Source organism: Sorangium sp. So ce836, assembly GCF_028553905.1.
Lineage (GTDB): Bacteria > Myxococcota_A > Polyangia > Polyangiales > Polyangiaceae > Sorangium > Sorangium cellulosum_D.
In genome coordinates this window covers 12,355,296-12,376,026 of the sequence record NZ_CP102233.1, presented here as the reverse complement: position 1 = coordinate 12,376,026, position 20,731 = coordinate 12,355,296, and the positions used below count along the sequence as shown (strand labels likewise).

Genomic DNA, 20,731 nt, shown 5'->3' with positions numbered 1-20,731 from the left:
CGAGCGCGAAGCCATCGTGGCGATCGTGATCCGGCCGGCTCGTCTTGGCCTCTCTGCCGCTCTCACCTCGCCGTCCGCCATCGCGGTCACGAGCGCGAGCTGCACCAGCCGCTTGCGCCGGTGCGGTCACTTCCGCGCGCCGGTGACCTGGATCTCGCGGAGGCGCGCCCGCGCCGCCGCGTAGTGCGGCTCGATCTCCTTCGCCGCCGGCGTCCCCCAGAGGTTCTTCCGCTCCTCCGGGTCGTCCGCCAGGTCGTACAGCTCGAACCGGGCGCCGCCCGAGATCGTCAGCTTCAGGTCGCCGCGGATGAACGACCGCCGCGCGTCGTTGTAAGGCCCGGCCGGCATGTCGATCAGCACGTCGCGCGCCGCGGCCTGACCGCCGGGCGCGAGGAACACGTCGGGCAGGAGCGACACGCCCGACAGGAAGTCGGTCGCGGGCGCGCCCTCGCCCGGCCCGGGGACCCGCATCAGGTCGAGCAGCGTCGGCGCGAGGTCGACCAGGCTCCGCCGCGCCGAGACGCGCGACGGCGCCGCGCCCGGCACATGGACGAGCAACGGCACGCGCACGAGCTCCTCCCAGAGCTCGAAGCCGTGGCGGAACATCTTGTGCTCGCCGAACGCCTCGCCGTGATCGCTCGTCACCACGATCGCCGTGCGCCCGCCGTACGGCGCCGCAGCGATCGCGTCGAGCAGCCGGCCGATGTGCTTGTCCGTGAAGGCCACCTCGCCGTCGTACAGGTCCCGCTGCGACGACGCGCCGAAGCCCGGCACGTCGTCGTGCCGGAGGTAGTCGGCGTGCGGATCGAGGTAATGGACCCACAGGAAGAAGCGCCCGCCCGTGTTCTCGGGCGTCCCGAGCAGCCGCAGCGCGGCGTCGGTCAGCGCGGGGCTCGTCGCCTTGTTGTCGACGTCCCACGGCGCGCCCTCGGGCGGCGCCGCGGACATGTCCACCACGTCGAACCCGCGGTCGAGCCCGCCGAAGCTGCCGAAATAGCGGTGCCCGTGCGCGCTCATCGTGCGCACCCCCGCCGCCTTCAGGCGCTCCGCGACGAACGTGTCCTCCTCGCCGAACTTGTTGAAATGACCCCAGTTTCTGTGGGTTTCGCTCCCGTACTTGCCGATGAGCATCGGGCCGATGCTCTTGCCCGTGTAGGACGCGAGCGCGTACGCGCGCTCGAACACCGTGGAGCGGGCCGCGAGCGCGTCGAGGTTCGGCGACACGGGCCGCGCGTTGCCCGCGTAGCCGAGGTCCCAGCGGAGCGTGTCGATCGTGATGAGGACGACGTTCAGGTCCGGAGGCAGGCGCGCCGCGGGCGCTTCGGCGGGCGCGGCCGCCGTCGGGGCCGGGGCGAGCGCGGCCAGCGCCGCGGCGGTCAGGTCGCCGCCGGAGCAGTCGTCGTCGACGCCGTTGTCGAGGATCTCCTCGGCCAGCGGGTGGACGCGCGGGTCGCGATCGTCGCAGTCGCCGCCGCCGAACAGCCCGGACGCGCGGTCGCCGTCGCGGTCGGTGAGGCGGCGCAGGACCGCGAGGCTCTTGCCGCCCACGGGCGCGCCGCGCTCGAGCGCCTGGCCCACCGCCGGCGCCGCGTTGAGCGCCGTGGCCGCGCGCGCGGTGAGCGCGAGCGGCAGGAGAGCGACGAGGAGCGCGACCGGGGAGCGCACCGTCCGGACGGCGGCCGGCGCGAGGAAGGCGGCGAGCGCGACCACGAGCAGGAGCGCCGGCGCGCGCAGGTCGAGCTCGGGGCGCTTGAAGATGCCGTAGATGCCGAGGAAGCCGCCCTCGCCGGAGACGCCGCCCGTGGCGACGCCGATCGCGAACAGGGTCGCGGCGATCCCGAGCGCGACGCCGCCCGTGACCGCCGGGTCGACGCAGGCCGGGCGCCCGTCGCTCGCGGTGGCGAGCGCGCGCCGGAGCGGCGGCGTCAGGGCGAGGACGGCGAGCCCCGCGATGAGGCCGAGGCCGAGCGAGCCCGCGGCGACGGCGGTGCCGACGAGCAGGGGCGCGGCCTCGAGCCCGAGCAGCGCGCGGGCGAGGTGCGCGCACAGGGTCATCCAGAGGAAGGCCGCGAGCACCGCGAGCGGCACGAACGCCGCGATGTCGGCGGGCCGGCCGATCGCCCGCACGCGGAGCGAGGCGACGAGCGTGGCCGGCGACGGCGGGCGCGACGGGTCGACCACGATCGCGCCGAGGCCGGCGAGCAGGCCGACGGCGAGCGCGACCGGCGCGAACACGCCGATGTCGGCGAGGTAGGTCGCGAGCTGGAAGGCGGGGTCGTCGCCGGCGAAGGCCGCGGCCCAGCCGGCGTCGAGCGACGCGGCCACGACGCCGAGGACGCTGGCGCCGAGGGCGCTCCTGGCGAGCCGCCCTGCCCACGCGCGGGCCAGCGTCGGGACCGCGGGCCCCGGTGAGCTGGGGGTGCGCTTCACGCCGGGCTCCGCTTCCGCGCCATGGGGTGGGCGCTCCGCGCCATGGGGTGGGCGGCGTCGTAGACCTTGAGCAGGTGGTCGATCGACACGTGCGTGTACCGCTGCGTGGTGGCGAGCGACGCGTGCCCGAGCAGCTTCTGGATGGCGCGGAGGTCGGCGCCGCCGTCGAGCAGGTGGGTCGCGCAGGTGTGCCGGAGCGCGTGCGGGTGCAGGTCGGACCGGCCGGCGCCGAGCGCGCCGTAGCGCTGGACGAGGGCCTGGACGCGCCGCACGCCGATGCGCGCGCCGCGGCGGGACAGGAAGAGCGCGCGCGGGTCGCGGGCGCCGGTGGTCGGGTCGGCGAGCTCGTCGCGCCGCTCGAGGTAGCGCTCGATGGCGGCGACGGCGTGGGAGCCCAGCGGGACGATCCGCTCCTTGTCGCCCTTGCCGATGACGCGCACCGAGGCCCTGTCGGCGGGCCGCCGCTCGACGTGGGCGAGGTCGAGTCCGCAGAGCTCGGAGACGCGCAGGCCGGCGCCGTAGAGGGTCTCCAGGATGGCGCGGTCGCGGAGCCCCTCGGCCGTGTCGGCGCCGGGGATCTCCATGACCTCGGCGGCGGCGTCGACGTCGAGGAAGGTCGGCAGGGGGCGCCGGACCTTGGGCAGGGCGAGCTGGGCGGCCGCGTTCTTGTCGACCTCGCCGCGCCGCTCGAGGTAGCGGAGCAGGGCGCGGGCGGCGCCCACCTTGCGCGCGATCGAGGCGGGGGCGTGGGTGCGCGCGAGCGAGCCCAGCCAGCTGCGCAGGAGGAGCACGTCGAGGCCGGTCACGGCCGTGTCCTCCACCGCGCCCGTGTCCTCGCCCGCGGCCGGGGCCTGGCCAGCGGTCGGGACCTTGCCGGCGGCCAGGGCCTTGCCGGCGGCCGGGACCTTGCCGGCGGCCAGGGCCTTGCCGGCGGCCGGGGTCTTGCCGGCGGCCGGGGTCTTGCCGGCGGCCGGGGCCTTGCCGGCGGCCAGGGCCTTGCCGCGCGTCGCCGTGGAACGGTGGTCGGCGTTCGCGGCCGCCTTCTCGCGGGCGAAGCGCGCGAGCTGCTCGAGATCGCGCCGGTACGCGGCCACGGTGTGGCGCGACGCCCGCCGCTCGGCCGTGAGATAGGTGAGGAAGCGCGCGATCGCATGCTCCAGCGTGGTCTCGCCGGATCGATCGCCGCCTCGCCGCACGTGCATCACCGGTTTGCCCTACCACCAGGACGCGCCGGCAGGCAAAGACTCGCCGGCGGCCCGCTGGGTCGCCGGGCTCCCGCCGCCCGGGCGCGCCGGGAGGCGACCCGCCGGCCGGGTGGAGGCGGCGGCTCCCCGACTCGGGCCCCGTCGAGGTCGCGGCGCGCGCTGCTGCGCAGGGCCGGAGCGCCGCTCGCCGCGACCTGCGCGGCGTACGGCCCACGGGGTGCGCGGACGCGTCCGGCGAGCGTCCCTGCTGTTCAGGCTGCCCGGTGATGGTCGCCGTCGATTCGTGACTTGAGTTACCGAACCGCGCGTCGAACACGGCCTGTTTCGCTGCGGCGCGGTGGACATGGGCTATTTCGCTGCGGGAAGATCGACGGCTGCGCGTTTGCGTGTGGGCGCCGCTCAATCGGCGTTGCCCGTGGCGGGCTGCCGGCTGGATTCCGGAGTTGACGGGAAAGATGAAGAGGAAAGGCCGAGGTTCTTCCCGTCTTCCGCCCTCGTGCGCCCCTCTCCTGGGCAGCTCGGCTGCCCCGGCGACGGATGTCCGCGGATCGCGCTCGTGATCCCGATATGTGCGCTGCTTTCGGTGTGGTACGAGGGCGGGCGCGCTGGCGACGACGCGCGGGTGGCGTGAGGAGTATGAAATGACGAATGCAGTCGTGAGCGAGCCGGCCACCGAGGTCCCGCCGAAGCTCTCCTTTGCTCAGACCATGAGGAGCCTGCCGCGCTCCTTCTGGATGGGCTGCATCATGGAAATGTGGGAGCGGCTCGCTTACTACGGCGTGCGCGTCGTCATGCCCATCTACATCGCCCAGGCCGACGAGCCTGGGGGGCTCCACTTCAGCCAGCAGGACAAGGGCACCATTTACATGGTCTGGGCCCTCATCCAGTCGCTGCTCCCGATGATCACCGGCGGTTACGCGGACCGGTACGGCTACAAGCGCACCATCTTCGTCACGGTCTGGCTGAAGATCATCGGCTATCTGCTGATGGCGACGCAGCGGAGCTTCACCGGCTTTCTGCTCGGCGTGGTTGTCCTCGCGACGGGCACGGCCCTCTTCAAGCCCGGGATCCAGGGCACGCTCGCCCAGTCGATGGATAAATCGAACTCGTCGGTCGGCTGGGGGCTCTTCTACTGGCTCGTGAACGTGGGCGCGGCCGTCGGCCCGCCGCTCGCCGGCTATCTCCACGGCAAGGGCTGGCCGTGGGTGTTCTACGGCTGCGCCGGCATCATCTCCCTGAATTTCCTGATGCTCTTCACCTACCGGGAGGTCGACTCCGGCGCCGACAAGACCGCCGATGCGTGGAAGGTCTTCAAGGACACGATCAAGAACATCTGGGACGCGCGGCTCATCACCGTGATCCTGCTGCTCTCGGGGTTCTGGCTGATGATGTACCAGCTCTGGGACCTGATGCCGAACTTCTACACGGACTGGATCAGCAGCACCTCGTTCGTGCAGAACAACCCCTGGCTCCCGGCCTCGTGGCTCGACGTCAAGGACCCGCGCGGGGTCCAGCTGAAGCAGGAGAACGTGCTCAACCTGAACGCGGTGTGCATCGTCCTCTTCCTCGTGCCGTTCTCGTACCTGGTGGCGAGGATGAAGGTGCTCTCGGCGATGACGCTCGGCATCCTCGTCGCCACCTTTGGCATCATCGTCTCCGGGACCACGACGTCGCTCTACGTCCTCTTCGCGGGCATCCTGCTCTTCTCCCTCGGCGAGATGCTGACCGGCCCGAAGAAGAGCGAGTATTTCGCGCTCATCGCGCCGAAGGGGAAGAAGGCGCTCTACCTCGGCTACATCAACATCCCGGCGGCGATCGGCCCGGCGATCGGCGCGCAGATGGCGGGGATCCTGTATGGCACGCGCGGCGAGAAGGCCACGCTGGCCCTGCGCTACCTGGCCGAGAAGACCGACGTCGCCAAGGGGAAGGCCTGGAACGGCGACGTGGCGTCGCTCCCGGAGCTCCTCGGGGTGTCGCGCCAGGCGGCCTTCCGGAGGCTCCAGGACGTGCTGCAGATCGACGCGACCCAGGCCACGCGCCTGCTCTGGGACACCTATCGACCGTACGAGATCTGGTACTCGTTCGCGGCGGTCGGGGTCGCATCGCTCGTGGGGATGCTGCTCTTCTCCCAGCGATCGAAGCGGTGGAAGGATCTCGACGTGTAGGCTCTGTCTGCCGAGCTGCTGCGCGGCCCTCTTTCAGACCGCTCACCCCACCGCTGGATTCGCAGCGCGACGGCCTACTCGCACGCCTCGCCGAGGATGTACCCGTGCTTGCAGATGCAGCGGCACTCGACCTCGAACTCGGGCTCGTTGCACGCCGGCCGGACCTGCCTCGTGTGGCTCGCCGTCCGGCCCTCCCTGTCCTTCACCTGCACCACGATCTCGTAGTCCTGATCGAAGATGTCGAGGCTCGACCAGTTGTTCGGACAGACGCCCACGTTCGCGAACGTCGAGATGTCGACGTCGACGCTCGCGCCCCAGCCGTCGCCGATCGGCTTCAGGTTGACCGTCCTCGACTCGGACATCACCCGCCCGGACCCGGGGTCGCGCAGCGCGCCGGAGAGCTGGACGCCGCACGCGCCCAGGTTCGTCGCGCGGACGCCCAGGAAGACCACCCGCCCGCCCTGCGGCGGCATGATGATGTCGACCGCGTCACCGTCGCTCACCGGGCGCGATACGCCGCTCGAGTCGAGCGCGATGACCTCGATCCGGATGGGCGCGCCCTCCTCGCCCAGGTATCCGAGCTTGCACATGTCCTCGACGACCGGCGGAGGAGGCTGCTCGTCGTCGCTGCACGCCGGCGCGACGAGCAGCAGCGCCGCGAGCGCCCGCCTCGTCGCAGCGGGAGAGGCCGTCATCGATCCCGCCGCTCCGGCGCCGGCGGAAGGCCCTCGTCGTCCTCCGGCTCCTCCCGGGGGATGGGCGCGCGCGGCGGGCGCCTCGTGGCGCCGAAGGAGCTCGAGCTGACCGGCGGCGCCGCGCGCGAGTCGGGCGCCGCAGGCTGGGTCGTCGCGCCGCCGCGCCACGGGCCGCTCGCCTCCGGCTCGGCCGGCCCCGGCGGTCCGCCGGACGCCGCGCTCCCCTCGAGCAGCCCCGCCTGCGGGAACGGCGTGCGCTCGGCCAGGTAGGCCGCGAGCAGCCGATCGCGCTCCAGCTCCTCCGTGCTCGGCGGCGGCGGAGGATCGAGCGTCGGCAGCTCGTCGGTCCAGGTCAGGTCCGCCTCCTCTAAGCTCGGGACGGAGCTGGCGCTGCTGGAGAACCTCCGCGGCGCGTTCCGCTCGGTCGGGACAGGCTCCGGCGCGTAGCTGGGAGCGGCACGATCCAGCGCATGGCTGGACGGACGGTCGGGCGCGTACCCGGGCGCGCGGTCGAGCGTGTGGCTCGACGCGCGATCCGAGGTGTACCCGGGCGCGCGGTCGAGCGTGTGGCTCGACGCGCGGTCCGAGGTGTACCCGGGCGCGCGCTCCAGTGCATGGCTGGACGTGCGCTCCAGCGCATGGCTGGACGTGCGCTCCAGCGCGTGGCTGGACGCGCGGCCCGGCGCGTTGCTGGGCGCGCGGCCCGGCGCGTTGCTCGGCGCCTGACCCGGCGCGTTGCTGGGCGCGCGGCTCGGCGCGTTGCTGGGCGCGCGGCCCGGCGCGTTGCTCGGCACGCGGCCCGGCGCGTTGCTCGGCACGCGGCTCGGCGCGTTGCTGGGCGCGCGGCTCGGCGCGTTGCTGGGCGCGCGGCCCGGCGCGTTGCTCGGCGCGACGCTGGGCGCGCGCTCGGGCGCGACGCTGGGCATGGGCTCGGGCGGGAAGGAGGGGCTCCGCGACGTCGGCGGCGGCGGCGGGGGCGGCGGATCGATGGTCGGCAGCTCGTCGTCCCAGTCCCAATCCTCCGGATCCACTCGGGAATCCGACCGGCGCGACGGCGGGCCGAGCCGCAGATCGGCCGACCTCCGCGATATCGGAAACCCCGCCGGCGGGCCGATCGTCGGCAGCTGGCCCACGCCCGGATCCCGCGAGGGCGCGTCCTCCCGGCGCTCGAGCCGCCGCGACGGGCGCGTCGGCTCGGGCACCGGTACGGAGTACCTCGTCGACGCGACCTGCCCGAACGGCCGCGAGTCCCGCGGCAGCCGCGGCGGCGGCGGGACCGCCATGGCCGCGCGCGCCGCCGCCGTCGAGGGAGGCGGCTGCGTCGAGATGAGGTTCTCGTCGCGACCCCGCTCGGCCGACGCCGGGCGATCCGCCGACGCAGGCTGCCGGGGCTGCACGCTGGTCGGCGACGACGCGGCCTGCGCCGAGCCGGCGAGCGGCCGGCCGAGCCACGCGGCGTCCTTGCGCCCCTGCGACGAGCGCGCGCCCTCCTCCGCCGGCCGCACCGCGCGCGGCGCGAGCGTGTCGCCCGGCTCGGTCGCCGGGACCTCGTCGCCGAAGAGGAGCGGCGCGGCCCCGGCCCCGCGCGACTCCACGCCCGCAGCGCCCCGCCCGGAGCGGAAGCCGAACGCGGCGCGGATCGCCCGCTCGTGGTGCGGCTCCACCTCGACGGGCCGGACGATGAAGCACGGCTCCGCGCCCGGCGCCCGCAGCGACAGATCGACGTCGAACGGCGCGCTGACGAGGTGACCCTGCTCGTCGAACAGGATGCGCACCGGCGGCTGCGCGAAATGCGCGGGCGACGACGGCGTCGCGAGGACGACCCCGAGCTCGCCGGTGCTCAGCTGCACGAACGTCCCCGTCGGGATGATGCCGAGCGCGCCGACGAGGAGCTTGCCGATCGCCCGGTCGGTCGCGCTCTCGGCGCCCGAGATCATGCGCTGGAGCACGGCGTCGAGCGACGCGCCGCCGCCCGACGCCCCCTCGAGCGACGGGAACGGCGCGGCCCGGAGCTCGGTGAACTGGCGGGCGGCCGCGAGGATCCGCGCGAGCACCGTGGGGCTGCGCCGGCCGCCGTAGAGCGGGCCCTGCCGGCCACCGGGCCGCAGCGCGAGCGCCTCGTAGGCGATCACCGTGCGCGTGATCGACGGCGCGTGCAGCTTGCCGAGCGCGGTCAGCATGACCGCCGCGCTCGAGGGCAGCCGCTCCTTCTCGTCGTCGCTCAGGCTGCGCTCGAGCAGCGAGCGGCCGGCCAGCTCCTCGTCGCCGGCCGAGCCCGCGAGCGCCCCCGTGAGCCGCAGCCTGCCGACGTCGTAGAGGAGCGCCGCCGTGACGAGGCTCCCGAGCATCCGCCGGTCCGTCGTGAGCTGGCGCGCGATCCCCAGCGCGACGATCGCCGTGGACACGCAGAGGCCCGCCTCGTCCGGGTCGGCGACCTTGCCCGCGGCGACCGAGAGCAAGAGGCGCGCGTCCTCCTCGGCCGCGGCGACGAGCTTCTGCGCGACCCGCTTCACCCGCTGCGGCAGCGTCGGCTCGGACGAGCGCAGGGCCGCGTAGAACCCGCGCATCACGAGGATCGCCGCGGCGTAGGTGCGGCTGATGCGGCCGATGCGGGTGCCGTCGCCCTCGATGGCCCCGGCGGGGAACGGGTTCGTGAGCTTGCGGACCCGGACGCCGCGCAGGCTCGACTGGAGCAGCCGCGCGGCGATGCCGCGGTCGCGCTGCGCGTCGGCGAGGAGCCGGGCGAAGGCGGCGAGCTCGGCGCGGCGGACCGTCTTGTCGAGCACCAGCTCCGAGACGTCGCAGGCCTCGAAGAAGCTGCCGAGCTCCAGGGCGACCTCGTACGTCTCGCGCGAGGCGCGGAGCATCTGGCCGTTGATGAAGAGCGTGTTGCCCGCGAACACAAGCGTCGCGGCCTCGCTCCCCGACAGCTCGCAGAACTGGACGATGCTGTCGATCGCCGACGGGACGAGCGACAGCACCGCCTGGTTCGAGTCGCTGTGCAGGAGGCACGCCTTCGCGAGCCGGTAGATCATCTGCACCAGGCCGAGCGCCGCGCGGCGCCGCCCGTCGGCCTTCACGCCCGAGATCGCCATGTCGCCGGTGCTCTCGTGGAGGTTGGCCTTCTCCTCGCTCACGGCTTCCTCCCGCCCCGGGGCGACGGCGACGGCGCCGGCTTCGTCGACGGCACCGCGCTCATCGGCGCGGGCTCGATCGCCGGCGCCGGCCGGGCCGACGGGCCGAGCGGGAACGACGCGGGGCCCTGCCGCACGCTGTACGGCGGGGCGCCGGCGCCTGACGGCGGGGCGGGGGACCGCGGCGGCACCGCCGGGCGCGGCATCGACGGCGGCATCGGGGGCGGCGCGGCGGTCGGGGTGGACGCCGCGGCGGCGGAGGACGGCGGCGGGCCGCGCCGGCTGAACGGCACCGAGTTGGGGGGCGCCGAGGCGGCGCTGGTCGAGGAGGGCACCGGCGAGACCATCGGCGGCCGGTAGGCGGGCCGGCCGGCGTCGCCGCTGCTGTGCGGGCCGACGGAGCTCGGGCGCGGGGTGCTCCACGGCTCGAGCTGGTCCGGAAGGCTGAGTGGGACGCCCGGGCTCACGCGCCGGACCGAGACCGGCGAGTACGAGCGCGCGGCGCGGGAGGGCGGCGCGCTCGCCTCAGGGACGGGCGGCGACGGCAGCGACGCCTGCACCGGCGGGCGCTCGCTCGGGCGGGTCGGCGCGACGAGGCGCGCGGCGATCGCGACCGCGGCGCGGGCGGCGGCGTCGCGCACCGGCGGGGTGTTCCACCAGCGCGGCTTGGTGGCCTCCTTGACCGCGCGGAGCGCATCGTAGCTCCGCGCCTGGCAGAGGAAATGCGCGGCCAGCTCGCGGGTCTGCTCGATCGCCTCGGACGGGATGAGCTGGCGCTTCTCGAGCAGCTCGATCGCGAGCTTCTCGGCCCGCGCGGGGTTCAGCTGCGCGACGGTCTCGAGCCACTGCCGCCGCTCCGAGCCCGGCAGGTCGTGGAACGACGGCGCGATGATCCGCCGCACGAGCGTCGGGCCCGCGGCGAGGACGCCGAGCTTGCCGATGAGGCGCAGCGCCTCGCGGCGCACCGGCGGCGCCGGATCGTCGAGCAGCTTCTGGAGCTCCTCCCGGACGCGCTCGGCGGCGGAGCCCGGGCCGTTCGCGCCGTCGCTGCCCGCGGCGTCGGGGAGCTCGGCGAGCGCGCTGATGCGCACCTCGACGTGCGGGCTCGCGAAGCCGGCCTCCAGCGCGGCGAGCGCCTCGGGCGTCTTGAGCTGCGCGAGCAGCTGGACGGTCGTGAGGGCGAGGGGGGCCGGCGCGCGCGAGAGCAGGTCGCCGAGCTCGGCCTCCCGGCCCGGCGCCCACCGCCGCATGTACGCGAACAGGACCTCGCGCAGGCGCTCGGACTGCGCGGCGCCGTGGCACTGGCACGCCGCGCTGAAGAGCGCGCCGTCCTCGAGCGCGTCGAGCGCGTGGGCCAGCCCCTCGACGATCGCCGGGTCGAGCGGCACGAGGCTCCGGCCCGCGCCGGGCTGCGCCGCGCCCCGGCCCGCGCCGGGCTGCGCCGCGCCCCGCCCCACGCCGGGCTGCGCCGCGCCCCGCCCCGCGCCGGGCTGCGCGGCGACGCTGGCGCCGGCGGCCGCGGACGCGCCGTGGGCCGCGCCGGCGGCCGCCGCGACGCCGACGCTGGCGCCGGCGCGGGGGGCCGCCGGCGCCAGCGTGACGGCGCCGGTCGTCGCCGGCTCCTCCGGGTGGGTCGTCGCGAGGTCGTCGAGGATCGCCTTCAGCGCCTCGACCGGGAACATCGACTGCGCGAGCGCCCGGTCGATCGCGCGCGGCGAGAGCTGCGGCGTCGCGGCGAGCTGCCGGCTGCTCGCCGCGCCGGCCGCGCCGCGCTGGACGCCCTCGAGCCGCGTGGAGAACGCGCGCCGGAGCATCGTCTGCACCTCGAAGGCGAGCTCGTAGCTGTGCAGGACGATCTGGTCGGCGGTCCACGCGGTGAGCGCCCCGGTCATGCGATCGGCGTCGCCGTGCCTCACGGCGTCGACGTAGCCGTCGACGAACGCCTCCATGTACCGCTCGGTCCACTGCTCCGACGGCAGCGCGATCTGGGCGCCGAGGGTGCTGCGGGTGAGCGGGTCGACGGCGAGCGCCGAGGCCGCCGCGCCCGTCTCGGCGAGCGCGGCCTCGACGTTCCGCTGGAGCGCCCTGCCCGCGAGCGAGCTCTCGTCCCAGAGGCTCTCGATCTGCGCGAGCGCGCGCGCCCCGATCGCGATCTCGCGGCAATGCTCCTCGAAATCCTCGGGGTCGGCGTCGCCCTCGGCGAACTGATCGATCGCCATGTAGGCGATGTGCTCGAAGCGGCGGTCCCACAGCGCCGTCACCGCGTCGTCGTCCTCGCCGATGCCGAAGCTCTGGTCGCGGAGCAGGATGGCGGCGAAGTCGCGGAGCTCGGCCTCGGTGATGCCGGCCTTGATCTGGATCTTCCGGACGCCGTCGGCGAAGAGCTGGTAAGGGATGCGATCGAACGGCGGCCTGTCGGGCAGCCAGATCGGCTGGCCGCCCGAGGTGAACGCGTTCGGGGTGACCTCCCAGCGGACGCCGAGCGGGTTCTGCGCCAGCGTGCGCGTGATCTCGTCGAACGCGAAGTGGATCCCCTTGTTCACATGCGGGTGGTTCCACCCGTACTGGCGGATGTTGCTGAGCACCAGCGCGAGCTGCTTCCAGACGCCGACGAGCCGCTGGCAGGTCTGCTCGACGAGGGACGAAGGCTGCGGCTCCTGGTCCTCGTCGATGGCGTCGTTGCCGCGGACGAGCACGCGCGGCGCCTTCTTCTCGCGCGAGGGGGTCAGCTGGCCGGCGGCGTTCGCGGCGGTCAGCCGGCGGAGCTCGGCGCGCATCGCGCCGGCGCTCTGGAAGCGGCTCCCGCGCTCGAACGCGAGCGCCTTGTCGACGAACGCGACGATCTCGACCGGCAGGTCGGGGACCTCGGTCGCGATCGACGGCGCGGTCTGCGTCGCCGCGAGGAAATAGGACTCGGACTCGCTCCGGCCGCGGTTGAGCCGCTTGCCCGACAGCAGGGTGAACAGGCACGCGCCGACCGACCAGAGATCCGACCGGCCGTCGATGCCGGACACCCCCATCGCCTGCTCGGGCGACATGAACGCCGGCGTGCCGAACGTGAGCCCCGCGCGCGTCGCCTGCCGCTCGGGGTCGCGCATCCGGGCGATGCCGAAATCGAGGACCTTCACGTGGCCGGCGCTCGTGACGAAGATGTTCGCCGGCTTGATGTCGCGGTGGACGATGCCGATCGAGTGGCACTTGTCGAGCAGGTCGAGCACGACGTCGAACACGGGCAGCACCTGCGCGAGGGGCAGGGTGCCGCCGTGGTTGCTCGCGAGCCGCTGGAGGGTCGTGCCCGCGAGCAGCTCCATGACGAGGAACGGCTCCCCGCGATCGCTGAGGTCGTCCTCGATCACGGCCACGCGCGCGGGGTGATCGACCCGGTTCGCGATCTTGCCCTCGCGCAGGAAGCGGTCGCGCAGCTCGGCGTTGCGGGCGAACTCGATGTGAAGGACCTTCACCGCGGCGCGCGAGCCCCGGCGGTGGGTCGCCGCGAACACCGCGCCCATGCCGCCGACGCCGAGCAGATCGTCGAGCCGCCACTTGGTGTTCAGGGCCGTCCCGATCCGCGCAGCGGCGGTATCTACGAGGTTCGGCTCCTCGGCGTGCGGGTCGAGCGGGGCCATAGACCGGGCGGCGGACAGGGGCCGCGCCGTGCGCGGCAGAGGGCGAGTAAACCAGGCCGAGCATACATCGTTCCCGGTGAAGCGCGAACCAGGACAAGGTCATCCGCCCCCACCGAACAAAGGTGGGAGAGGCGTTCGCAAAGTGGCAGCGAGGCTGCGTGTGACGCACGCGCGCGACCCACGACGGACGCTATGGGCCGACGCCGGACAGCGCCGGACAGCGACCGACGATCGCCGCTTCAGCGCACGCTCGGGCGTGGCGCTGCGCCGGCGTCCGGCTCGGGCGCGCCCGGCCACTCGGGGCAGGTGGCGCGGTAGGCGATGTCGGGCATGAGCAGCGCCCACTCCTCGCGCGTGAAATTGCGCCCGGCGTAGGCGCACGCGCGGGTCATCAGCGGCTCGGCCGCGATCGTGAACACGCGCGCCGCGCCGTCGTTGGCGGCGGTCACGACGCGGGTGGCGTCGGGGCTGAACACCGCGTCCGTCAGCGTGACCCCCTCGGCCCGGAGCGTGATCGGCTCGCCCTGCCCGTCGACGGGGAGCACCCGCGCGATGCCGTCGCTCGACACGGCCACCACGCGCGCGCTGTCGCTGCTGAACGACACGGTCCGGACGGAGGTGCCAAGGCCGCTCAGGACGAGCGGCTGGCCCTCGCCGTCGGCGCGGAGCAGCCGCACCGCGTCGTCGAGGGCCGCGATCGCGATGTGGCTCCCGTCCGGGCTCACCGCCAGCGCCGCGATCGCGCGGTCCTCGTACCCCGACGCGAGGACGCGCGGCGCCCCGCGGCCGTCCGCGGGCCACACCTTCACGTTGGGCCCCGACGTCGCCACGATGCTCTTGCCGTCCGGGCTGAACGCCGCCTTGAGCAGCCCCGCGCGCTCGTCGCGCAGCACGACCGGCTCGCCCGGGACCCCGTCCTCGAACACGCGCAGGATGCCGTTCCACGAGGTCGTGACGATCCTGGTGCCGTCCGGGCTGAACGCGACGCCCACCACCCGATCGTCGTGGGCGCCGAGCACGGCCGGCGCGCCCTTGCCGTCGGTGCGCCACACCCGCGCCGTCCGATCGGCCGAGCCGGTGACCAGGCGGCTGCCGTCGGGGCTGAAGTCGACGCTGAGCAGGTGGTCCTCGTGCCCGCGCAGCACGACGGGCTCGCCCGATCCGTCGGCGCGGAAGATGCGAACCGTTTTGTCCGTCCCTGCGGTAGCGATCTTGCTGCCGTCGTGGCTCACGGCGATGCTGGTCAGCGGCCCTGTGTGGCCGTGGAGGAGCAGCGGCTCGCCGGGCGCCTCGAGGCGCCACACCCGCGCGGTGCCGTCCTCCGAGGCGGTGACGACGCTCGTGCCGTCGCGGCTGAAGGCGGCGCTGTTCACCGCCCCCTCGTGGCCCACGAGGACCGTCGGCGCGCCCTTGCCGTCGCAGCGGAAGATGCGGGCCGTCCCGTCCGCGGACGCCGTGACGACCGCCGTGCCGTCGGCGCTGAAGGCGGCGCTGCGCACGGAGCCCTGGTGCCCGCGGAGGACGATGGGCTCGCGGCGGCCGGGCCCGAGGATGCGCGCCGTCCCGTCGCCCGCGGCGAGGGCGATGCGGTCGTCCACGGGGCTGTAGCTCGCGCCCTCGACGCCCTGCCCGAGCCCCTTCAGCGCTTCGGGGGCGCCGTGCCCGTCGGCGCGGACGACGTAGACCGTCCCGCTGATGGCCGTGACGAGGATCCAGGTGCCGTCGTGGTCGAAGACCGCGCGCCGGATGAGCCGCTCGCCCAGCGGGACGACGAGCGGCGGCTCGTCCCCCATGCCGGGGCGCCACACGTAGATCGCGCCGTTCGTGGTCCCCGCGACGACGTGGCTGCCGTCCGGGCTGAACGCCACGCTGGACGGCGCGGCGTCCCGCGTGTGGAGCGCCCCGTCCTCGCGGCCGTCCGGGCGCCACAGGCGCACCGTGCCGTCGGTCGATGCGGTCGCCACGCGGCTGCCGTCGTGGTTGAAGGCGACGGCGACGACCCCGCCGGGGTCGTGGGCGCGCAGCAGGACCGGCGCGTCGCGCGCGCCGAGGCGGAAGAGCCGCGCGGCCCCGTCGGCCGAGGCGGTGGCCACGAAGCGGCCGTCGGGGCTGAAGGCCGCGTCGTGGACCGCGCCGCCGTGGCCGGCGAGCACCTCCTGGCCGACGGCGGCGCCCCGGACGGCGTCGCCGAGCGCCTGCACCACGGTGGCGGCCGCGGGGCGGCCGCTCGCCGTGGCGGCGAGGCCCGCCTCCACGGCGAGGAGGCGCGCGCGCTGCAGCAGGCCGTCGGACAGATCCTTCGCCGACTGGGCCGCGAGCCGCCGGGCGTCCTTCTCGCGCGCCTCCTGCTGCGCCCGGACGAGCGCCTGCTCCTCCTTGCCCATCTGCCAGAGGAGCACGAGGACCATGCCGCCGAGCAGCGTGACGGCGACGGCGAGCACGGTGAGGAGCCGCCGCATCGACCGCCTCTCGCCCTCGGCCCGCGCGCAGGCGGTCAAGAACGCCCGCTCCTCGGCCGAGAGGTCGCCCCGCCCGTCGCACCACGACGTGAGCTCGGCGAGCGCCGCGCCGCCCACGAGGAAGTCGTCCTTCCGCCCGTTCGAGAGCCAGCGCAGGAGCGGCTCCGTGACGGCGCGCTCCACCTCGCGCGACCCGGCCCACGCCCGGTCGAAGGCGCGGCGGAAGATGCGGTTTCGCACGTCGAGGCACGGCGCGCCCGCGGCCGTCGCCCGCTCGGCGCAGAGCCCCGAGAGCCGCAGCAAGAGCTGGATCGGATCGCCGCTGTCCGCCGGCACCGGGTGGCCGTCGAGCAGCCGCGTGTACAGCCGGAGGAGCTTCGGCGCGTGGGCGAGGTGGGGCCCGTGCGGCTCGAGGCACCGCTCCGCGTAGCGCAGGTTCGGGTCCTCGGCCCGCCCCTGGCCCAGGAAGCGCCGCTCCACGGCCTCGTCGACGCTGAGGCCGCGCCGCTCTCCGACGAGATCCGCGCAGAGCCGCTGGGTCATGTAGGGGTGCCCCGAGGTCCACGCGAAGATCGCCTCGAGCGCTGCGTCGGGGTCGGCCACGAGCCCCTCCAGGCCGGCGCGGAACCCCCGCACCTCGGCGCGGGTGAAGTCGTCGAGCCGGATCGCGCGGCCGATGTTGAACGGCGTCCGCGTCGGATCCGAGACGAGCTCCGACGGCGCCGCCACCCCGAGCAGGCAGAAGGTCAGCCGGGCGTTGGCCGGGCGCTCGGCGCGCCGGTTCACGAAGGCGCGGATGGCCGCGAAGAAGTCGTCCCGCGAGAACGGCAGAGACAGGGTGGCGTCGACCTCGTCGATGAACAGGACGATCCCGGAGGAGATCTCCACGAGCACGACGTCCTCGAGCCAGCGCAGCCAGCAGTGCACCGGTCCGAGGTGCCAGTGCGCGTCCCAGAACTCGTCCGGCGGCTCCAGGCCGAGCTGCTCGGCGATCTCGGACGCGATCCCGAGGTACCAGCCCACCGGCGTGGCGGTGTCGGTGCCGAGCGCCCCGAGGTCGACGCTCGCGCACTCGATCTGCTCGGCGCGGAGCCGCATCGAGACCCGGAGTCGCAGGCTGGACTTGCCGATCTGCCGGGTCGACAGCACATAGCAGAGCTCACCGCCGAGCAGCGCCTCGAAGAGCTCCGTGTCCGCGGAGCGCTCGATATAGATGGCGCCGTCGCCCACGGTCCCGCCCGCCTGGAACCGGCGCCTGTGATCACCGGCGCTGGCCTTCGCCTGATCGAGGTCGGGAGGCGCCGAGAAGGTCACGAATCAGACGGTGCCATGCAGCGCCGTGACCGTCAACGGAACGACATCCCGCGTCGCTAGCGTCCGCGGTGGAACAACGGGTCTCGCAACGGCGCGTGAACTTCACGAGAGCGTCACGCGGGGAGGGCCGGGGGAGGGGCTGGAGCAGGGCTGGAGCAGGGCTGGAGCAGGGCTGGAGCAGGGCTGGAGCAGGGCTGGAGCAGGGCTGGAGCAGGGCTGGAGCGCGCGCGCTCGCGCGCGGCCGCCGGCTTCTGTAGGCGCCGCGTCGCGCGGCGCGGCCGCGGCCGCGCGCCTCCGCTCCTCCCTTCCTTCGCCGTGCGGCGATCGCGTATGCGACCGTTGCGCTGCGCCTCGAAACCCACTTGCCACGTCCAGAAATCGTGGACCGGCCCACTCGGGCTGGTGTAGCGTTCGCGCCGTGCGAGGGGCGTTGAAGGCGAGGGAGCATGGCGTCGTGGCCGCGCTGGCGGCCCTGTCGCCGCTCGGCTTCGCATGGCGCTCTGCGGCTCAGCAGATTCCTGCGGAGACTACGGCTTTGCCCGATACTCCTGAAGCTCCTTCCGGAGACATGCAGAGTCTGCCGTCGACTGCAGAGGCGGCCCTTGCGCCGGCGGCCGCCCGGCCCGAGCTGCCCGGCGAGGCCGCGGCCGCCTCGTCGCGCGGGGCGGCCCTCTGCCGGGCGGCCGGGGCGGTCCTCCTCGCGCTCCCCGCGGCGGGGTGCATGCAGCGCGACGACGGGCTCGCGCAGCAGGCCGCGCTCGCGCAGGAGGCCGCGCTCGCGGCGCACGTGAGCGACTGGCGGGAGGAGATCATCTATCAGGTGCTGATAGACCGCTTCGCCGACGGCGACGCGAGCAACAACTACCGGGTCTCCTCCGGGCTCGGCAGCTGGCACGGCGGCGACTGGAAGGGGCTCGAGGACCGGCTGCCCTACCTCGAGGAGCTCGGCGTCACCGCGCTCTGGATCTCGCCGATCGTCAAGAACGTCGAGACCGACGCCGGCTTCGACGGATACCACGGCTACTGGACGCAGGACTTCACCGCGCTGAACCCCCATTTCGGCGATCTCGCGTCGCTGCGCCGGCTCGTCGCGTCGGCCCACGGCCGCGGGATGAAGGTGATCCTCGACATCGTGACGAACCACGTCGGCCAGCTGTTCTTTTACGACATCAACCAGAACGGGCAGCCCGACGACGCCGTTTACGGCGGCCGCAAGGGCGCCCATCCCCAGAGCGAATACGATCCCGATTTCGACCCCCGCGGCGTCCAGGCGCGGACGTGGCTCGGCGCGTCGGGCCCGGCGCCGATCGTCTTCCGTCACGATCCCGCGACAAACCACCTCCCGCCCAAGCCCGAGCTCTTCCAGAGTCCCGAGGTTTACAATCGCAAGGGCCGCGCCTTCGATTTCGACGATGTCGATCAGCTCGTGCACGGCGATTTCCCGGGCGGGCTCAAGGACATCGACACCGCCCGCTGCGACGTGAAGCGGACGATGGTCGATGTGTTCGTGCGCTGGGTCGAGCTCACCGACGTCGACGGGTTCCGCATCGACACGGTGAAGCACGTCGAGCACGAGTTCTGGCGCTATTTCGCGCAGAACGTCCGGCTGCGGCTGAAGGAGAAGGGCAAGACCAACTTCTTCATGTTCGGCGAGGTCCTCGACGGCAGGGACGATCTCATCGGCAGCTTCACGAGGCACGACGTCCCGGCCCACCCGCACGACGCGGCGCTCGGCGGCGATCTGGAGCGCGAGAACGCGAGCGAGGCGGAGGGGGGCTGTCCGGGCGCCGCGCCGATCACGGGGGACTCGCTCGACGGCGTCTTCTATTTCTCCCAGTACTACCAGGCTTTCCGCGACGTCTTCCGCGATGCGCAGGGCACGCGGCGGATCGAGGAGCTCTGGGCGGCGCGGGAGGCCAACTACGGCACGGAGCCGAACGCGAACGGCACCGGCCTGCCGCCGGTGAAGACGCTGGTCAACTTCATCGACAACCACGATGTCCCGCGCTTCCTCTACGACGGCCCGGGCGTCTCGCCGTTCAAGGCCGATCCCGAGGCGGCGCTCCGGAACGCGCTCCTGTTCCTCTTCACCGAGGACGGCATCCCCTGCCTCTACTACGGCACCGAGCAGGGCTTCAGCGGCGGCGGCGACCCGGCGAACCGCGAGGACCTCTGGGCGAGCGGCTACGACACCCAGCATCCGCTCTTCCAGTGGGTCAAGCGGCTCACGGCGCTGCGCCGGGGCTACCGGGCGCTCACGGTCGGCGAGCAGAGGGTGCGCTGGTCGACGGAGCGGACCAGCGACGAGGACGAGGACGCGGGGATCTTCGCCTTCGAGCGGGGCGAGCCGGACGGCGACTACGCGCTCGTCGTGCTCAACACGCACCCCGCGAAGCGCAGCGCCACGCGCTTCGCGGGGCCGGTCATGACGACGGAGCTCCGGCCGGGGACCGTGCTCGTCGACGTGCTCTCTCCCGGGAAAACGACGTATACCGTGGGCGCGAACGGCGCCGTCACCGTCGAGCTGCCCCCCGTGAGCGGGGCGCTGCTCATCCCGGAAGACCAGATCATCCAGGGTCTTTGATCCCCACGAGCCCTCTTCCCCTCCGAGAACCTTGATTATGGCCTCTGTCAAAGTGCGCGGACTCAACAAGCGATTCGGCCAGACGCACGTGCTGCGCGGCGTCTCCGTCGACGTGCCCGACGGCTCGTTCGCCGTCCTCGTCGGCCCGAGCGGCTGCGGCAAGTCGACCCTGCTCCGGCTGCTCGCCGGCCTCGAGGAGGCCGACGAGGGCACGATCGCGCTCGGCGGGCGCGACGTCACCCGGCTGGAGCCGCGCGATCGCGACATCGCCATGGTGTTCCAGTCGTACGCCCTCTACCCGCACCTCACGGTGCGCGACAACCTCGCGTTCGGCCTGAAGCTCCGGAAGACGCCGCCGGCCGAGATCGAGGCGCGCGTGAAGGAGGCGTCGGAGATGCTCGGGCTCGGCCCGCTCCTCGACCGGCACCCCCGGGCGCTGTCCGGCGGCCAGCGGCAGCGCGTCGCCATGGGCAGGGCCATCGTGCGCCGGGCGCAGCTCTTCCTGTTCGACGAGCCGCTGTCGAACCTCGACGCCGCCCTGCGCGCGCAGGTGCGGGTCGACATCCGCAAGCTGCACGACCGGCTCGGCGCCACCAGCGTCTACGTCACCCACGACCAGGTCGAGGCCATGACGCTCGCCGACGAGATCTTCGTGCTCAACAAGGGCGTCGTCGAGCAGTCGGGGCCGCCGCTCGAGGTGTTCGCCCGGCCGCGCACCCAGTTCGTGGCGAGCTTCCTCGGCAGCCCGGCCATGAACTTCGTCGAGGCGCGCATGGAGAACCGCGGCGACCGGTGGGTCGCGGCCCAGGGCGAGCTCTCGGTCGAGGTCGACGCGGCCGAGTTCCCGGGCGCGCTCGCGTCCGGCCGGCGGGTGATGGTCGGCGTGCGCCCGCACGAGGTGGATCTCGCCTCGGGCGAGGGCGGCGCCCCGTTCCAGGTGGCGATCGTCGAGGCGCTCGGGGCCGAGTCGTACGCCCACGGCACGGTCGCGGGGGCGCCGTTCGTGGCGCGCCTCGACCCCTCGGCGCGCGTGGCGAAGGGGGACACCGTGACGCTCGCGCTCCGCAACGTGCACCTGTTCGACGCCGACTCGGGGCTGACCCTGCGGGAGGCGTGAGG

Annotated in this window: 9 protein-coding genes; 3 read left to right on the top strand and 6 right to left on the bottom strand. The window is 74.0% G+C overall.

Annotation, left to right across the window (positions count from 1 at the left end; genetic code table 11):
• Positions 1 to 126: 126 nt before the first annotated feature.
• The gene (locus tag NQZ70_RS45195) at positions 127 to 2,430 is read right to left on the bottom strand and encodes a sulfatase-like hydrolase/transferase (protein WP_129579760.1); all 2,304 of its coding nucleotides are present in this window, start codon (positions 2,428 to 2,430) and stop codon (positions 127 to 129) included.
• Positions 2,427 to 3,632 carry a tyrosine recombinase XerC gene (locus tag NQZ70_RS45190; RefSeq protein WP_129581962.1) on the bottom strand — a complete coding sequence of 402 codons (1,206 nt, stop codon included), beginning with the start codon at positions 3,630 to 3,632 and terminating at the stop codon, positions 2,427 to 2,429. The genes NQZ70_RS45195 and NQZ70_RS45190 overlap by 4 nt, the downstream gene beginning before the upstream one ends.
• A 644-nt stretch (positions 3,633 to 4,276) precedes the next feature.
• Between NQZ70_RS45190 and NQZ70_RS45185 the strand changes: the two genes are divergently transcribed.
• Positions 4,277 to 5,800, top strand: coding sequence for an MFS transporter (locus NQZ70_RS45185; protein ID WP_237244640.1), 1,524 nt, complete (start codon positions 4,277 to 4,279; stop codon positions 5,798 to 5,800).
• A 74-nt stretch (positions 5,801 to 5,874) separates the two neighbouring features.
• On the opposite strand, the gene NQZ70_RS45180 is transcribed toward NQZ70_RS45185, so the two are convergent.
• The 4 genes from NQZ70_RS45180 to NQZ70_RS45165 form a co-directional block, all read right to left on the bottom strand.
• On the bottom strand, positions 5,875 to 6,495 hold the full coding sequence (locus NQZ70_RS45180) for a hypothetical protein (protein WP_129579759.1): 621 nt from the start codon (positions 6,493 to 6,495) through the stop codon (positions 5,875 to 5,877).
• Complete coding sequence (locus tag NQZ70_RS45175) at positions 6,492 to 9,632, bottom strand: hypothetical protein (protein WP_129579758.1); 3,141 nt, start codon at positions 9,630 to 9,632, stop codon at positions 6,492 to 6,494. Before NQZ70_RS45175 ends, NQZ70_RS45180 begins: the two co-directional genes overlap by 4 nt.
• Positions 9,629 to 13,255, bottom strand: coding sequence for a serine/threonine-protein kinase (locus NQZ70_RS45170; protein WP_129579757.1), 3,627 nt, complete (start codon positions 13,253 to 13,255; stop codon positions 9,629 to 9,631). Before NQZ70_RS45170 ends, NQZ70_RS45175 begins: the two co-directional genes overlap by 4 nt.
• Before the next feature lie 239 nt (positions 13,256 to 13,494).
• Positions 13,495 to 17,028 carry an AAA-like domain-containing protein gene (locus tag NQZ70_RS45165; RefSeq protein ID WP_129579756.1) on the bottom strand — a complete coding sequence of 1,178 codons (3,534 nt, stop codon included), beginning with the start codon at positions 17,026 to 17,028 and terminating at the stop codon, positions 13,495 to 13,497.
• A 568-nt stretch (positions 17,029 to 17,596) separates the two neighbouring features.
• Here NQZ70_RS45165 and NQZ70_RS45160 point away from each other — a divergent pair.
• The gene (locus NQZ70_RS45160; RefSeq protein WP_129579755.1) at positions 17,597 to 19,612 is read left to right on the top strand and encodes an alpha-amylase family glycosyl hydrolase; all 2,016 of its coding nucleotides are present in this window, start codon (positions 17,597 to 17,599) and stop codon (positions 19,610 to 19,612) included.
• A gap of 37 nt (positions 19,613 to 19,649) precedes the next feature.
• Entirely contained in the window at positions 19,650 to 20,729 is a 1,080-nt protein-coding gene (locus NQZ70_RS45155) for an ABC transporter ATP-binding protein (RefSeq protein ID WP_129579754.1), read from the top strand.
• The last annotated feature ends 2 nt before the right edge of the window (positions 20,730 to 20,731 follow it).

Excerpts from the sequence above, each read along its gene's own strand:
- NQZ70_RS45190 (WP_129581962.1), bottom strand. The coding sequence starts at position 3,632 with ATGCACGTGCGGCGAGGCGGCGATCGATCCGGCGAGACCACGCTGGAG.
- NQZ70_RS45185 (WP_237244640.1), top strand. The coding sequence starts at position 4,277 with ATGACGAATGCAGTCGTGAGCGAGCCGGCCACCGAGGTCCCGCCGAAG.
- NQZ70_RS45180 (WP_129579759.1), bottom strand. The coding sequence starts at position 6,495 with ATGACGGCCTCTCCCGCTGCGACGAGGCGGGCGCTCGCGGCGCTGCTG.
- NQZ70_RS45170 (WP_129579757.1), bottom strand. The coding sequence starts at position 13,255 with ATGGCCCCGCTCGACCCGCACGCCGAGGAGCCGAACCTCGTAGATACC.
- NQZ70_RS45160 (WP_129579755.1), top strand. The coding sequence starts at position 17,597 with ATGCAGAGTCTGCCGTCGACTGCAGAGGCGGCCCTTGCGCCGGCGGCC.
- NQZ70_RS45155 (WP_129579754.1), top strand. The coding sequence starts at position 19,650 with ATGGCCTCTGTCAAAGTGCGCGGACTCAACAAGCGATTCGGCCAGACG.